Below are 15,506 nucleotides of genomic sequence, written 5' to 3'. Positions count from 1 at the left end.
CTGCAACTCGAATTAGTTAGAGTATATATTCACTTATTATATATACCCGATAGATTTCGGGTTGCAGGAGACCATTGTCATGATCACATGCAGAACAGCAAAACAGTGCGGGCAAGCTGACTTTGGTTGGCTTCAAGCGCGTTATACTTTCTCTTTCGGTCACTATTTTGACCCGAAATTATTAGGCTATGCCTCGCTGCGCGTTTTAAATCAGGAAGTGCTGGCCCCCGGCGCATCATTCCAGCCACGTACCTACCCTCGCGTTGATATTCTGAATCTGATTTTACAAGGTGAGGCTGAGTATCGGGACAGCTTGGGCAACCATGTTCGCGGCAAAACCGGCGATGTTCTATTATTTTCGACACAACCGGGAGTCAGCTATAGCGAGCATAATCTAAGTACCGATAAGCCCTTAACCCGTATTCAGTTATGGCTCAATGCGTGTCCAGAACAGGAAAGCCACCCAGCCCAACGTATATCATTGTGCACCCAACCATTGCGGTTGCTGGCTTCTCCCGACGGTGAACAAAACAGCCTGAAATTGCGCCAACAAGTATGGATACATCATTTGGATTTAGCAGCAGGCGAGCAATATACCATTGATTTACACGGACCTAGGGCTTACCTGCAATCCATACACGGGACGATTACCGTGGAAGGCCCACAAGTCAGTGAAGCGCAGCGCCTAACCTGCGGCGATGGTGCATTTGTGCAAGAAGAGCGGCATTTAGTGATTAAAGCAGAAACCCCACTACGGGCATTGTTGATCGACTTACCGGAATGATTAGATGAAGAGAGATAAAATAGATTTTTTTATCTCTCTTCATAATATTAACGTCTTACGCTTTCAACGACGCCATATCAATCACAAAGCGATATTTCACATCGCTTTTCAGCATCCGTTCATATGCTTCGTTAATATCCTGAATATTAATCATCTCTATATCTGAAACAATGCCGTGTTTGGCACAAAAATCCAGCATTTCCTGAGTTTCCGCAATACCACCAATGCAGGAACCCGCCACTGAGCGCCGCGCCAGAATCAGCGGCATGGTGTTGATCATCGGGCTAAGATCCCCAAGATAGCCCACAAATACCAGTGTGCCATTCACATTCAGTGTTGGCATATAGGGATTGATATCATGTACATAAGGCACAGTATCGATGATCAGATCAAACTGCCCTTTCACTGCGGCCATTTGTGCATCATCAGTGGATAATACGATGTGATGCGCTCCTAAACGGCGAGCATCCGCCTCTTTACTCGGTGAGCGAGTAAAGAGTGTCACTTCAGCCCCCAACGCATTCGCCAACTTCAAAGCCATATGACCTAAACCACCCAAGCCGACAACCGCAACTTTGCTCCCTTTCCCCACTTTCCAATGGCGCAGCGGTGACCATGTAGTGATACCCGCACACAGTAGCGGCGCGGCGGCCTTCAAATCCAGACCCGCGGGCATTTTCAACACAAAATCTTGAGAGGCGACAATAGCTTGCGAATAACCGCCGTAGGTTGGCGTATGGTCATGGCGATCAACGCCATTGTAGGTTTGCACATTGCCCTCTTCGCAATACTGCTCCAGGCCTTGTTTACAGGGTTGGCACACGCGACAGGAGTCCACCATGCAGCCAATCCCCGCAAAATCGCCTACTTTAAATTTTGTGACATTTTGACCAACCGCCGTAACTCGACCAATCACTTCATGACCGGGCACCAATGGATACGTGCTGAACCCCCAATCATTTCGAGCCTGATGTAAGTCAGAATGGCAAACACCGCAATAGAGCACCTCCATCACCACATCATCTGGGCGAGGATCCCGACGGGTAAACTCAAGTGGTGCAAGAGGAACTTGTGCTGACTTGGCAGCATAACCGAGAACTTTCATTGTCATGTTGTATCTCCGGCAGTAGTACGTTAAACCCAATAAACCTTAGTGGGTATATTGGGTTTTAAAGAAGAGAGAAGGTAATGCGCTGGAACCTCTGCCATGTGCAGAGCAATAATCAAAGTTCTTGTTTAGTCGGGCGGAATAAGACTTCATTGATATCCACATCCTCCGGCTGGCTGATAGCAAACGCCACAATACTGGCAAAGGCATCAGCAGAAATGGCGACTTCGTCATAAAACTGTTTAATACCTGCGGCAACATCCGTTTCAGTAATGCTGTCCACTAACTCGCTGCTGACTGCGCCGGGAGAAATAATGGTCGTCCGAATATTGTACGGTTTCACTTCCTGACGTAGCCCCTCGGAAATCACCCGAACCGCTGTTTTAGTTGCCGCATATACCGCACTGCCCGGTCTAACCTTGTGGCCCGCAACCGAGGACGTATTGATGATATGTCCACTTTTCTGATCTTTCATATAAGGCAGCGCAGCCGCGATACCATAAAGAACCCCTTTCAGGTTCACGTCAATCATCGCATTCCAATCGCTAATCTTGCAGCGTTCCAGCAGCGAGTGTGGCATCAACCCCGCATTGTTCACCATCACATCAATGCGTCCGTACAGCCTGACGGCGGTATCCACCAGCGCCTGAACTTGCTCTGCCTGCGTGACATCGGTTTTGACGACAGCTGCTTTATTCAATGATAACGCTTCAGCCAATTTCTCCAGCCGGTCAAGGCGGCGAGCGCCCAACACAACATTTGCGCCATCCTTTGCCAAACGGCGAGCCAAGGCTTCACCAAGGCCACTACTGGCTCCGGCGATAACCACCACTTTATTTTCAATACCTTGTGCCATATTCCCTCCAGAATTACTTCTGATACTGCGCATCGCTGACTTTTTCCATCCACTCAACAGGACTGCCGTTGAGGGATTCAGCAATTGCAATGTGAGTCATCGCGGTATCTGGGGTTGCCCCATGCCAGTGCTTAACCCCTTCAGGGATCCAGATGATATCGCCCTGATTCATCTCTTTAATCTCACTGCCCCACTCCTGAATCCAGCCGCGTCCTTGGGTGATAATCAAAGTCTGGCCCAGCGGATGGGTGTGCCACGCAGTACGAGCACCCGGCTCAAAGGTCACACTAGCACCACCGACACGAGCTGGGGAGGTTGCCTGAAAAGGGGCATCAATACGCACTTGACCGGTAAAGTAATTTTCTGGGCCAGGCTGAGAGGGTTGGGAACCACTTTGGATAATTTTCACTTTTTCCTCCACATCGGCGAAAGCCGCCGGACTTAACATGGACAAGATAACTGTAGACGCTGCGAGCAATTTCATCGTTATTCCTTACCTAAGATTTGACGGGCACATCGGCATTTCGCTGCGCAAAAACGCTTTTCACTACAGGTACTGCCGACATGGCATTAGGCCAGCCCACATAAAAAGCCAGATGAGTCACCACCTCTGCGGCCTGTGCCTGTGTTAACCCATTGTCCATCGCTTTATTGAGATGGAAGGTCACTTGGGCTACCTGCCCCGCAGCAATCAGTGCACTAACGGTAATGAGGCTGCGATCCCGTGGCGCCAGTGCCGGGCGTAGCCAAAGATCACGAAATAGCACATCGGTGGTATAGGTCACCAGTCCTGGAAACTGCTGACTTCCAACCGACTGCTCAACTGCATTGAGGCGTAACTGTTCGGCTGTTTGGTTGAGTGGTAGCAACTCGGGTTGTGCTGTCGGTAGTGTAGTGGCTGCGATACCTCGCTGCTGGAAGAGGGTCTGCGCCACAGTCGCCGCAGACATGGCATTACCCCAACCGGAATAAAACGCGAGATGTGTAATAATTTCCGACAACTCACTGGCCTTCACGCCATTATCCAATGCCAAATTGAACTGCTCGGCCATTAATTCCGTCTGGTGGCGGGCAATAATGGCCGCGACGGTAATCATGCTGCGATCACGCGGTGAGAGTGCGGGACGCTGCCAGAGATCATTTTGTAAGGTTTGGCTCTGATAGTGAGCTAATGCCGGTGAAACTTTTTCCAACACGTCAGCGGTAGAGACTTCGCCCGCGCGCGCGGAGCCTATCGGTTCGGCCATCACCGCACCAGACATTGCCATCGATAAAGAAAGTGCCGTCGTCGCTAAATATTTCATTGCTTTCCCCTCCGATCCTTATCGGCTTAGTTTCGATGGGAAAAAATTACCGCCATTTTATGGGGAGAACTAGATAGCTAAATGCGAAAGGAGCTATGAGTAAAATTCATTAATCTAGCCCGTATTGGCGTTGCTTCCTTGGATGTACAGTTCAAAAAGATAGCAAATGCTTCAGCTAAAAATCAGATGGATAAATACGTATGGGTATATGAATTTAAATCATAAATTGAGTTAAACTCCGTGTTATCCACTGTTACGCAATCAGAGAACCATAATGTTAAAAGAGAATTTTAACGATTTAATTTCGTTCCTTGTGGTCGCCAGAGAACGCAGTTTTACCAAAGCCGCAGCGAAACTGGGGGTTTCTCAATCCGCCTTAAGCCACTCTATTCGTGGGTTGGAGGAACGTCTTAAACTGCGCTTATTGACTCGAACCACCCGCAGTGTCGCCCCCACGCAAGCAGGAGAAAGGTTAGCAAATAGCCTTGGACCACGTTTTGCTGAAATTGAAAATGAACTGGATGCGTTAAGTGAAATGCGTGACCGCCCTGCGGGAAATATCCGTATCACCGCCGGTGAACATGCTGTTGATTCCGTGCTTTGGCCAGTACTGAAATCGTTCCTTGCTGAATATTCGGATATCAATGTGGAAATCACCGTTGATAACACCTTAACCGACATTGTCGCAGGCCGCTATGATGCGGGTATCCGTTTAGGAGAGCAGGTTGCCAAAGATATGGTCGCGGTACGCATTGGGCCAGATATGAGTATGGCAGTGGTGGGTTCACCTGATTATTTAGCGAAATACGGTGTACCCACTGCGCCCACAGAGTTACAAAACCATCGTTGCATCAATATGCGTCTGCCAACGATGGGTGGCCTTTATGCATGGGAGTTTGAACAAGAAGGTCGTGAATTAAAAGTACGAGTGGATGGCCAGTTAACATTCAACAGCTTGCGTCAACGTATTGAAGCCGCAACCCTAGGTTTTGGGCTGGCCTACGTACCAGAGGATTCCGTAAGAGATGACATTGCTGGTGGTAACTTGGTGAGAGTGTTAACAGAGTGGTGTGCACCTTTTCCTGGTTATTACCTTTATTACCCAAGCCGCAGGCAGCATACCACCGCGTTTTCACTTTTCATTGAAGCATTACGTTATCGGCATGAGTAATTCTATTTAATAGATTTCAGAGATAGTACGCCAGTAACAATGGGGATAAGGTCGGCTGAACGAATGATGTATTTTATTCGTTCAGCCGATGATGAGAATTTAAAATCTATTGCAGGCAAGTCACCCACGCATTTTTATTAGAGTCATCAGTAGAAGTGCCGTTACCATTGATCAGCCAAATGCTGGAATGGCTGGTCGCACCATATACTGTTGATGAAATATAAGAACCGCTTGTTTGCCAGCCAAAAACCGTCTTAATTTGGTTTGATGGATAAGTATTGTAAAGCGTGACTAAATCAGCACGGACTGGCAAATTCGCCGCACTACCGCAAACCCGACCAGTAGCAGAGGCAAAATCAAAGGTGGACCAAGTCTCATTGTTGATAGTCTGAGTAAAGTCGCCCGCAATTTCTACGTTAAGGCGTGGGCGCTTAAAGGTTTTCCCACCCGCAGTGATGGTTTCGGCCATATGGCCCCACATATTCGCCTGCGGCGTATCTGGGCTAGTAACCACCGTGTAAATCACATCAGTAGAAGCCGTCGCCGTACCCGATACTGCGGTGATGGTTCTCTGAACACCCGTACCTGAAGGATCAGTCACTGGAATGGTTACCGTGCCATCCGCACCAGTGGTGAATTTCCGCGCCGTTGTGATATTCGTGTCATTAAATCGCAAGGTGCCACTACTCACTGTTGTGCCTTGGCGGTTTCTCACATTGCCGATAGTGAATGAGATATCCACTCCAGGAAGAAGATCTCCGTCGGCATCTCTGGCGGTAACCGTCGTCTGAATAGTCTCTCCAATCTTGGTTGTGGATTGGTTCACTGAGATTGCCAACGTCGCGGCGACTGGAGCCACAAAGGTGGTGTTTACTGAGCGACCAAAGTTGTTGTTATTTATTCTCGCAGTCACCGATGAGATTCCTGCTACGGTGTTGGTCAACGTCGCGGTGGCAACACCATCGGCCCCCGTGGTGCCAATCACTGTCGTCAATGAAGCACCATTCGCCGCCCCGAATGTCACGACTTCACCCGCCAGCGGGTTGTTATTACTGTCGGTCACCACAACCCGCACAGCATTGGTCGCGACACCATTGGCAATAGCATTGTTGGATGTCACCACCATATTCGCGGAGGAAATAATTGCATTACTACTGTCAGCGATAAAGTGGGTGTTTACGGACTGATTAGCACTGTTACTTAGTGTCGCCATCACCGCCGTTGTACCTGCTACAGTGTTGGTCAAGGTCGCGGTAGCAATACCATCCGCGCCTGTCGTGCCAATCACCGTGGTCACGATTGCACCATTAGTTGCCGTGAATGTCACTGCTTCATTCGCTAACAGATTGTGATTGCTGTCCGTCACAATCGCTTGTACCGCATTTGTGGCTGCACCATTCGCGATAGCATTGTCAGCTGTCACTGACATATTTGCCGCAATAATGATAGCGCTGCCGCTATTGGCGACAAAGTTAGTGTCGAGGCTGTGACTATTCCCATTAACGGTTGATGTTACGGTGCTAATCCCTGCAACCAAATTGGTTAAGGTTGCCGTAGCAATTCCCTGAGCATCCGTATTAACTGAAGAGGTAATACTTGCACCGTTGCTGGCGATGAAATCCACCGTTTGGTTTGCAACCCCTGCGCCGCTAGCCGATGTCACTTTGACCTGCACGCGGTTAGCATCAAGCCCATCCGCCAGCGCATTATCATTGACTAATGTTAACGCCACTGTTGATGCACGATTAAGAACGGGAGCCACATCAATTGTGGTCACAGCCCGGTTGGATATATTGCCCTGAGCATCACGTGCAACCGCACTGATGACATGGGTATTATTCCCCCCAGTTTGGTAAGGAGGGAAAGTCACTGCAACACCGGTGACCGAGGTTTGAGTCACTACACCTCCAGCCGCAATCAGCGCAGCAGTATCCCAATCCAGTTGGCTAACGCCATATTTGGCCGTCACTTGTGCTGTCAGAGACGTGACTTGACCTTCCTGCCCAGCCAGTTGTGGTGGAAGGCTCAAACTCAGCAATTGCTGTTTTTGATAATCCAACACAATATTATTATTACGTTCAACCAAATCATATCGGCTACCTGCCAACAAGCGGGATTCGGCAACAGTACTGGAGTCAATTTGAGACTGCCAAGAACCGCCCAGACGATAATTCAGTTGGAGATTAATACTGGAATCACTTTTACTGCCTTTCCCTGCACGATGTTCCGCCCCAACGGTCAATAAGGGAATTGGGGTATAATTTAAACCAGCAGTAACGGCGTGAGGGTTTTTCTGTCGATTATCTTTCCCAAATAATGCAACATCGTCCCCTTTATATTGCTCAAACATCAGTTTACCCCCCAACTGTGGGTGTGCGGGTAAATAGGCTTCAGCCCGAATGTCATAACCATTAGCAGGACGTTCATTATAGTCAGCAAAATCCCGAGATTGATGCCAGTCGGTCAGGCCGAAATAACTGTTTGCCGATAATTTCACAAAGTCAGTTGCTATTTCTGCCCCAACCCCAATACGGCGGTTGTTCCCCGTCAAATCATTATCAAAGAAGGTGTTACCACCAAACATCCAATTACCTTGTGTGGTACGAACACCAACTCCAACATTACCTGTATGGCGTTTATCCTGATGACGGAATCCTAATTGCGTAAATAACAAATTCTTATTGTCATCATAAAGAGGAACGAGCAGGTCAACCGCACTCCCATTAAGGCTGCTATTAGAATCCAGATTTAATTGCACACGCGCAGTGCCAAATTGATTCAGCCATTGCTGTGCTGAAGTATTCGCTTCTCCAATAACCTTTGAACGTACCAAACCAGAGGCACTGCTACTCGCATTGCCGCTACTCAGCAACGATCCTGCTATTTTGGCTTGTTCCGCCAGCATTGAACTGTTGTCTTCGCCAAGTTGAGAGGAAGGGGGGATTGCTGCTGTTTTCTGGGCAGCAATAACCGGATTAAAAGCCATACTCAATGGAAAGAAACATTGAAAAATGACTGTTAACCACGTCATGGTCGTTATACGACGAGAAGGCATAATATTGCTCAAATTAGTAATCCTAGGTGAAGTTAAATGTTGAAATAAACAATAAAAAGTTATTTTTTATTTAAAATCGATTAACCTGATATGAGAATGTAATATTTAAGTAAAAAAACATATTTAATCACTGATACTAAAATTATGACTTCTCGCCACTGATGGTATTATTTATTTTTCATATATAAGATTTATTGATCTGTTATTTTTTTGTAAAGCACATAGCGCTTTTAGTCTTCATTGACAAATATAGACAATTCACTGACATAAAATTAAATAAGTTACAGACAGATTATCTTTAATTAGATAGAAATATTTCCTATTTTTAGCACTATACATTTCGATAATTAAAAAAACATAAAAACGTTTATAACGCAAAAATGCGGCATTGGTTGTATCAAGGGTATAACGAGAATACAAACTTGTGTTTTAAAATGATTTTTTCATAACCATCGTTGATATTGAGTATTCATTAACGGTTATTTAAAATTGAACAGAATAAAATTTAAGATTATTCACACGCTGTGAATTTAAAATTCATACAAAAACGTATGAATTTTCCACGAAAAAAAGGTTCTTTTAGAGGAAGTAATGATAATTGCTCGCGATTTCTATCGTACAAAACAAAAAAACCCGCCGAAGCGGGGTTTTTATGGAATGAGTGGAGTTGACCGGTAAGCCGGGTTCTGTCGTGGACAGTCATTCCTCTAGGCCAGCAATCGCTCACTGGCTCAAGCAGCCTACCCGGGTTCAGTACGGGCCGTACCATGTGAACCCCTATTTGGCCTTGCTCCGGGTGGAGTTTACCCTGCCACGGACTGTTGCCAGCCGCGCGGTGCGCTCTTACCGCACCCTTTCACCCTTACCTGATCCCACTTACGCGGGCCATCGGCGGTTTGCTCTCTGTTGCACTTGTCGTAGGCTTGCGCCCCCCAGGCGTTACCTGGCACCCTGCCCTATGGAGCCCGGACTTTCCTCCCCTTCACCTGTCTCCCCCGAAAGGGACGGCAGCGAAGCGGCGACTGTCTAGTCAACTCCGCGGCGGATTATAGTCACATTGTGACTAAATGTCATCTTCCGCTTGCACTTGAGCACCCTCTTGCTGTTCAAGTGCGTACTTATAGAGCGCATTCTTTTTCACGCCGTGAATCTCAGCAGCCAGAGCCGCGGCCTTTTTCAAAGGCAACTCTTTTTGTAGTAGCGACAAGGTACGTAGCGCGGCGGCAGGTAATGCATCATCGGCCTGTACTTTGTGCCCTTCAACAATCAACACCATTTCACCACGGCGGCGGGTTTCTTCTTCTTGCACCCAAGCCAATAACTCCCCCACCGGGGCTCCGTGGATAGACTCCCAGGTTTTGGTTAGCTCTCTGGCCAGTACCACATAGCGTTGCGGGCCAAGTACGGTTACCATGTCCTGTAAACTTTCCAACAAGCGATGTGTTGATTCGTAGAAGATCAGTGTTCGAGGTTCCTCAATCAGCGCTTGCAGAGTATCCTTACGTCCTTTGGTTTTCGCTGGCAGGAAGCCTTCGTAACAAAAACGATCTGAGGCAATACCGGCGGCAGAAAGCGCAGTAATCGCCGCGCAAGCACCCGGCAATGGCACAACTCGGATGCCAGCTTCACGGCAACGGCGCACTAAATGGTAGCCCGGATCGTTAATCAGTGGCGTACCTGCATCAGAAACCAGTGCAATACTCTGGCCTTCTTGCAGTTTTGCCAGCAAATGATCGGCTTTTTGTTGTTCGTTATGGTCATGAAGTGCAAATAGGCGGGCGTTGATCGCGAAATGTTGTAACAGCAACCCTGTATGACGTGTATCTTCTGCCGCAATCAAATCAACGCTTTTCAGTACCTCTAACGCCCGGTGGGTAATATCCCCTAAATTGCCGATTGGGGTAGGTACCACATAAAGCGTAGATGCAGAAATCACTGCTCGATCGTGTTGATTCATTGTTTCATCCGAATTACCGATTTAATATTGAGCATCTTGAAAAAAACATCACTGGATACAGTATGCTTTCCTCAACATTCGTTCGTTCCAAAGCAGGGCTTGTCCCTGTTGTTCTGGCTGCGTTGATACTGGCAGCTTGTTCAGGCAGAGCACCACAGACGCCGCCACCGACCAATATACAGGACGAGGCAAGCGCTAACTCTGACTATTATCTGCAACAGTTGCAACAGAGCGGTGATGATAACAAGGCTGACTGGCAATTACTTGCCATTCGTGCCCTGTTACGTGAAGGGAAAACCCCTCAGGCAGCAGAACAGCTCGGCACACTACCGGCCGAACTGAGCGATGCACAGCGTCAGGAACAGCAATTGCTGACTGCAGAACTGCTCGTTGCGCAGAAAAATAATCCTGCCGCTGCCGATATTCTAGGCAAACTCGACGCAACCCAGCTCTCTGCTAATCAACAGGTTCGCTTCTATCAGGCACAAATTGCCGCCAATCAGGGTAAAGCAACCTTACCCCTGATCCGCGCCTTTATTGCTCAAGAGCCATTACTGAAAGATAAGGCACATCAAGACAATATTGATGGCACTTGGCAAGCACTGGCCCAGCTCACACCACAAGAATTAAATAATATGGTGATTAATGCAGACGAAAATGTTCTGCAAGGCTGGCTTGATTTGCTGCATGTATATCAAGATAACAAGCAAGATCCCGACTTGCTGAAAGCCGGGATTAAAGACTGGCAAAATCGTTATCCACAAAACCCAGCGGCGAAAAACCTGCCAACGGCGTTAACTCAAATTAGTCATTTTAGTCAGGCATCTACGGCGAAAATTGCACTGTTGTTACCATTGAGTGGCCCGGCACAGGTGTTTGCTGATGCTATCCAGCAAGGTTTCACTGCCGCACAGAATGGTTTACCGGTGACACCACCGGCACCTGTAACACCAGATGTGACGGCCAACACAGCAACCGATGGCACTGCAGCCCCTGTCACCGATGTGGCGCCGATTGAGACGCCAACCCCGGTGGTGGCTCCTGCTGCGACCAGTAATGCACAGGTGAAAGTCTATGACACCACCACTCAACCGGTTGCAGCATTACTGGCCCAAGCCCAACAAGATGGCGCGACATTGGTTGTGGGTCCACTGTTGAAACCTGATGTTGAACAACTGAGTGCCACTCCTAGTACACTGAATATTCTGGCGTTGAACCAGCCCGAAGTCAGCACCAACAACCCAAATATCTGTTACTTTGCCCTGTCGCCAGAAGATGAAGCTCGCGATGCAGCTCATCACCTGTGGAGCCAGGAAAAAAGAATGCCGCTGTTACTCACCCCACGTGGTGCTTTTGGTGACCGCGTCGCCAAAGCTTTCGCAGAAGAGTGGCAGAAGCAAGGTGGGCAAACCGTATTGCAGCAAAACTTCGGTTCAACTGCTGAGTTGAAACAAGCCATCAACAGTGGTGCAGGTATCCGCTTGACGGGTCAGCCTGTTGCTGTTTCAGGCACCCCTGCGGCGGCCCCTGCATCAGTGACTATTGCCGGTCTGACCATTCCTGCTCCGCCTGTTGATGCCCCAGTCGTTTCGACCTCTGCCGGCGGTAATATTGATGCGGTGTATATCATTGCAACACCCGCTGAGCTGACACTGATTAAACCCATGATTGATATGGCTACCAGCACCCGTACTAAACCGGCGCTGTTTGCTAGCTCACGTAGCTATCAAGCAGGTGCAGGCCCGGATTACCGTCTGGAGATGGAAGGCATTCAGTTTAGTGATATTCCATTGATGGCAGGCTCAAACCCGGCGCTGATGCAGCAAGCTGCAGCCAAATATTCCAACGACTATTCGCTGGTGCGTTTATATGCCATGGGCATTGATGCTTGGACATTATCAAATCATTTTGCTGAAATGCGCCAAATTCCTGGTTTTCAGGTAAGCGGCACCACGGGCGACTTAACCGCATCGGCTGATTGTGTTATCACCCGTAAATTACCTTGGCTGCAATATCGTCAGGGTATGGTGGTACCAGCGGCGTAAAGTGATTAGGGTGAGTGAATCTCCTGCAACTTCAAGCACGAAGGGCATTTCCAAAGTCATTGGTGTTGCAGGTAGGCAGCAAATGAACACATCCCGATGAGCTTACTCAGGTAAGTGATTCGGGTGAGTGAATGTAGCTAACACCCCTGCAACTTCAAGGACGAAGGAAATATGAGCCGACGGAACACAGGCACACATTACGAAAATCAGGCCCGCAGTTATCTTGAGCGGGCTGGTTTACTTTTTCAGGCGGCCAATGTCACCTATCAAAGTGGCGAAATTGACCTTATCATGCGCGATGGCGCTACTTGGGTTTTTGTTGAGGTTCGCTTTCGGCGTAATGCACTATTTGGTGGCGCTGCCGCCAGTGTCACCTACAGCAAGCAACAACGGTTACTTCGAGCCGCCGCACTTTGGCTGGCGCAGCGGAATGCCAGTTTTGCCACAACACCGTGCCGTTTTGATGTTTTTGCCATCACGGGCAACCAAGAAGAATGGCTGCCAAACGCCTTCAATGCGGATTAATGATTTTCTCCGGTTTGATACCGGATTATTACTGAGTGGGTTAAATCAACGTGCTGGATAGAATCAAAGGCTGCTTTACTGAAAGTATTCAAACCCAGATTGCCGCGGCGGAGGCACTGCCTGATGCCATATCCCGTGCAGCAATGACATTGGTTCAGTCACTGCTTAACGGCAATAAAATTCTCTGCTGCGGTAATGGGACTTCTGCCGCTAACGCGCAGCACTTTGCTGCCAGCATGATAAACCGTTTTGAAACAGAACGGCCTAGCTTGCCCGCTATAGCTTTGAACGCGGATAATGTTGTTCTCACAGCAATTGCCAATGACCGTTTGCATGATGAAGTCTATGCCAAACAGGTACGTGCGCTTGGTCATGCTGGCGATGTTTTGCTCGCTATTTCCACTCGCGGCAATAGCCGTGATATTGTGAAAGCGGTCGAAGCGGCAGTGACCCGAGATATGACCATTGTTGCCCTTACCGGTTATGATGGTGGAGAACTGGCTGGCTTGTTAGGTCAGCAGGATGTTGAAATCCGCATACCTTCGCACCGTAGCGCCCGGGTTCAAGAATTACACATGCTCACAGTGAATTGCTTGTGTGACTTAATTGATAACACTCTATTTCCTCATCAGGACGATTAAAGGAGCACGAATGAAGGTTGGTTATATTTTTGCCATGCTATTCAGCGCCCTGCTATTACAAGGCTGTGTTGGTGCCGTCGTTGTTGGCAGCGCAGCAGTCGCCACTAAATCCGCCACAGACCCACGTTCTGTTGGCACTCAGGTAGACGATGGCACACTCGAAGCCAGAGTCGTCAATGCACTGAGTAAAGATCAGCAAATCAAAAGCCAAACACGTTTTGTGGTCACCGCTTATCAGGGGAAAGTTTTGCTGACGGGGCAATCACCAACGGCTGAGTTGTCGAATCGTGCCAAACAAATTGCAGCGGGTGTTGATGGTGCTTCGGAAGTGTATAACGAGATGCGCTTAGGTAAACCTGTCGATCTCGCTACGGCGTCAATGGATACCTGGATTACCACCAAAGTTCGCTCACAACTGCTGACCGCCGATTCAGTCAAATCCTCCAATGTGAAGGTGACCACCGAAAATGGTGAAGTCTTCCTCTTGGGGCTGGTAACACAACAGGAAGGGCAGTCCGCAGCGCAGATTGCCAGCCAAGTGAGTGGCGTAAAACACGTGACAACCGCGTTTACTATCGTGAAGTAATCTGGCGGTAAAATCAGCCAGATTATGTGCATAGAACCCGATTATTAAGGGCTTAGAGCAATCTAAGCCCTTTTTTAATCGAGGGAATTCTCCTGAATGAACTCTTTCCCACCCAACTGACGCATCTGGCGCAAAATCCACTGTTGGCGGGAAATAACATAACCAGAGGGAGCATTCACCTTGAAACGATGCGGATTAGGCAGCACTGCAGCCAATAAAGCTGCTTCTGAGGCACTCAATTTGCTAGCCGGTTTATTAAAGAAATGGCGAGCTGCCGCTTCTACACCAAAAATACCGTCACCAAACTCAGCAATATTCAGATAAACCGTCAAGATTCGCCGTTTGGTCCATATCAACTCAATACCTGCGGTTAGCCCCACCTCCAACCCTTTACGTACCCAGCTTCGTCCATCCCAAAGGAAGAGATTTTTCGCCGTTTGTTGCGATAGTGTCGATGCACCGCGGATACGATTTTGATTGCGCTGATTATGAGATAAGGCCGACTCAATAGCATCCATATCAAATCCCCAATGGTCTGGGAATTTTTGATCTTCAGCGGCCATCACCGCCAGCGCCATATAAGGGGAGATTTCATCCATTGGCACCCAGTCAGAGTGCGCGACATACGAAAAATCGCCGGTAAACCACGCCCCGAGTTGCCTTTCAAGCATGACCATGGAAAACGGGACTGGCAGAAAAGCAAAAATTAAAATACCGGCCAACCACAGAGCCACAATGCCAAGAGCACACCGTTTTCCCCAATACCAAAGCCAACTTAATCCACGTCTGACAGGTATCATTTGGCTAAATCCAGCACCTTCACCACGAGTTTATCAATGCCTTTTGCGGCTTCAGAAATTGATGTTGCTGTCATGTAAGCGGGTGTGGTAACCACTTTATTTTCAATATCCACAACCACATCATCAGCTGGGCAAATCACATGCTCGCCCCCCATAGTGTCAATTACATCAATGAGATCGGGATCGTTACCAATCGTCAGTCGGATAGGTTTGCCCAATAACTTAGGCAGCATCACCGGAGAAATACACATAAACCCAATTGGTTTACTAGACTTATGCATTGATTGAATTAGCATCATTAAATCTGGATCAATAATACATTCAGAACCCTTAAGCACGAAATCACTGAGGTTCTTTGCAGCACCAAAACCACCAGGAACAATAAGGGCATCCAACTGCTCTGAATTGGCTGAAGAAAGAGGTTTTATTTGCCCACGAGCAATGCGTGCAGACTCCACTAAAACATTCCGCTGCTCGGTTGATTCTTCACCAGTAAAATGATTAATAACATGGAGTTGCGGCTTGTCGGGTGCGAAGAATAAAATATCAACACCTGCGCGATCCAATGCCAGTATTGTTAAGACAGATTCATGTATTTCTGCGCCATCGAAAACACCACATCCACTCAGCACGACACCGACGGTTTTCATCACACCTCTCCTTTTCTCACTCTG

General features: G+C 48.2%; 14 protein-coding genes and 1 other RNA gene. 6 read left to right on the top strand and 9 right to left on the bottom strand.

Features of this window, described 5'->3' with window-relative positions:
• The first annotated feature begins 79 nt into the window (after positions 1 to 79).
• Entirely contained in the window at positions 80 to 784 is a 705-nt protein-coding gene (locus tag HUZ92_RS00865; protein ID WP_145524403.1) for a pirin family protein, read from the top strand.
• Between the two features lie 55 nt (positions 785 to 839).
• Here HUZ92_RS00865 and HUZ92_RS00860 read toward each other — a convergent pair whose 3' ends face one another.
• The 4 genes from HUZ92_RS00860 to HUZ92_RS00845 all read right to left on the bottom strand — a co-directional run bounded on the left by HUZ92_RS00860 (position 840) and on the right by HUZ92_RS00845 (position 4,052).
• Entirely contained in the window at positions 840 to 1,895 is a 1,056-nt protein-coding gene (locus HUZ92_RS00860) for an NAD(P)-dependent alcohol dehydrogenase (protein ID WP_050100680.1), read from the bottom strand.
• A 112-nt stretch (positions 1,896 to 2,007) separates the two neighbouring features.
• A complete protein-coding gene (locus tag HUZ92_RS00855; RefSeq protein WP_050100679.1) occupies positions 2,008 to 2,748 on the bottom strand; it encodes an SDR family oxidoreductase in 741 nt (246 codons plus the stop codon).
• 13 nt (positions 2,749 to 2,761) lie between these two features.
• Positions 2,762 to 3,232: a (R)-mandelonitrile lyase gene (locus tag HUZ92_RS00850; protein WP_230678383.1), complete on the bottom strand. Its 471-nt coding sequence runs from the start codon at positions 3,230 to 3,232 to the stop codon at positions 2,762 to 2,764.
• A 13-nt stretch (positions 3,233 to 3,245) separates the two neighbouring features.
• Positions 3,246 to 4,052, bottom strand: coding sequence for a carboxymuconolactone decarboxylase family protein (locus tag HUZ92_RS00845; RefSeq protein ID WP_128451192.1), 807 nt, complete (start codon positions 4,050 to 4,052; stop codon positions 3,246 to 3,248).
• Positions 4,053 to 4,326: 274 nt separating this feature from the next.
• Between HUZ92_RS00845 and HUZ92_RS00840 the strand changes: the two genes are divergently transcribed.
• Positions 4,327 to 5,223 carry a LysR family transcriptional regulator gene (locus tag HUZ92_RS00840; RefSeq protein WP_145580112.1) on the top strand — a complete coding sequence of 299 codons (897 nt, stop codon included), beginning with the start codon at positions 4,327 to 4,329 and terminating at the stop codon, positions 5,221 to 5,223.
• A 106-nt stretch (positions 5,224 to 5,329) separates the two neighbouring features.
• On the opposite strand, the gene HUZ92_RS00835 is transcribed toward HUZ92_RS00840, so the two are convergent.
• The 3 genes from HUZ92_RS00835 to rsmI form a co-directional block, all read right to left on the bottom strand.
• Positions 5,330 to 8,128 (bottom strand): inverse autotransporter beta domain-containing protein, encoded by a 2,799-nt coding sequence (locus HUZ92_RS00835; protein WP_457853266.1) that lies wholly within the window; start codon positions 8,126 to 8,128, stop codon positions 5,330 to 5,332.
• Between the two features lie 809 nt (positions 8,129 to 8,937).
• An RNA gene (rnpB, locus tag HUZ92_RS00830) (RNase P RNA component class A) lies at positions 8,938 to 9,316 on the bottom strand.
• Positions 9,317 to 9,341: 25 nt separating this feature from the next.
• Entirely contained in the window at positions 9,342 to 10,235 is an 894-nt protein-coding gene (gene rsmI / locus HUZ92_RS00825) for a 16S rRNA (cytidine(1402)-2'-O)-methyltransferase (RefSeq protein ID WP_050100671.1), read from the bottom strand.
• 62 nt (positions 10,236 to 10,297) lie between these two features.
• Between rsmI and HUZ92_RS00820 the strand changes: the two genes are divergently transcribed.
• The 4 genes from HUZ92_RS00820 (at position 10,298) to dolP (ending at position 14,032) form a co-directional block, all read left to right on the top strand.
• Positions 10,298 to 12,280 carry a penicillin-binding protein activator gene (locus HUZ92_RS00820; protein WP_050100669.1) on the top strand — a complete coding sequence of 661 codons (1,983 nt, stop codon included), beginning with the start codon at positions 10,298 to 10,300 and terminating at the stop codon, positions 12,278 to 12,280.
• 171 nt (positions 12,281 to 12,451) lie between these two features.
• Positions 12,452 to 12,805, top strand: coding sequence for a YraN family protein (locus tag HUZ92_RS00815; protein ID WP_050100668.1), 354 nt, complete (start codon positions 12,452 to 12,454; stop codon positions 12,803 to 12,805).
• Positions 12,806 to 12,855: 50 nt separating this feature from the next.
• On the top strand, positions 12,856 to 13,446 hold the full coding sequence (diaA, locus tag HUZ92_RS00810; protein WP_004710884.1) for a DnaA initiator-associating protein DiaA: 591 nt from the start codon (positions 12,856 to 12,858) through the stop codon (positions 13,444 to 13,446).
• 10 nt (positions 13,447 to 13,456) lie between these two features.
• A complete protein-coding gene (dolP, locus tag HUZ92_RS00805; RefSeq protein ID WP_050100666.1) occupies positions 13,457 to 14,032 on the top strand; it encodes a division/outer membrane stress-associated lipid-binding lipoprotein in 576 nt (191 codons plus the stop codon).
• 74 nt (positions 14,033 to 14,106) lie between these two features.
• Here the strand turns inward: dolP and mtgA are convergent, their stop codons facing one another.
• Both mtgA and elbB read right to left on the bottom strand, forming a co-directional pair.
• A complete protein-coding gene (gene mtgA / locus HUZ92_RS00800) occupies positions 14,107 to 14,832 on the bottom strand; it encodes a monofunctional biosynthetic peptidoglycan transglycosylase (protein WP_050100665.1) in 726 nt (241 codons plus the stop codon).
• Entirely contained in the window at positions 14,829 to 15,482 is a 654-nt protein-coding gene (elbB, locus tag HUZ92_RS00795; protein WP_050100664.1) for an isoprenoid biosynthesis glyoxalase ElbB, read from the bottom strand. Before elbB ends, mtgA begins: the two co-directional genes overlap by 4 nt.
• Positions 15,483 to 15,506 lie beyond the last annotated feature (24 nt).

Source organism: Yersinia vastinensis (genome assembly GCF_902726565.1).
In the GTDB taxonomy this organism is placed as follows: Bacteria; Pseudomonadota; Gammaproteobacteria; order Enterobacterales; family Enterobacteriaceae; genus Yersinia; species Yersinia vastinensis.
The sequence above is the reverse complement of the archived record's forward strand: the minus strand, read 5'-3'. Positions and strand labels throughout refer to the sequence as shown.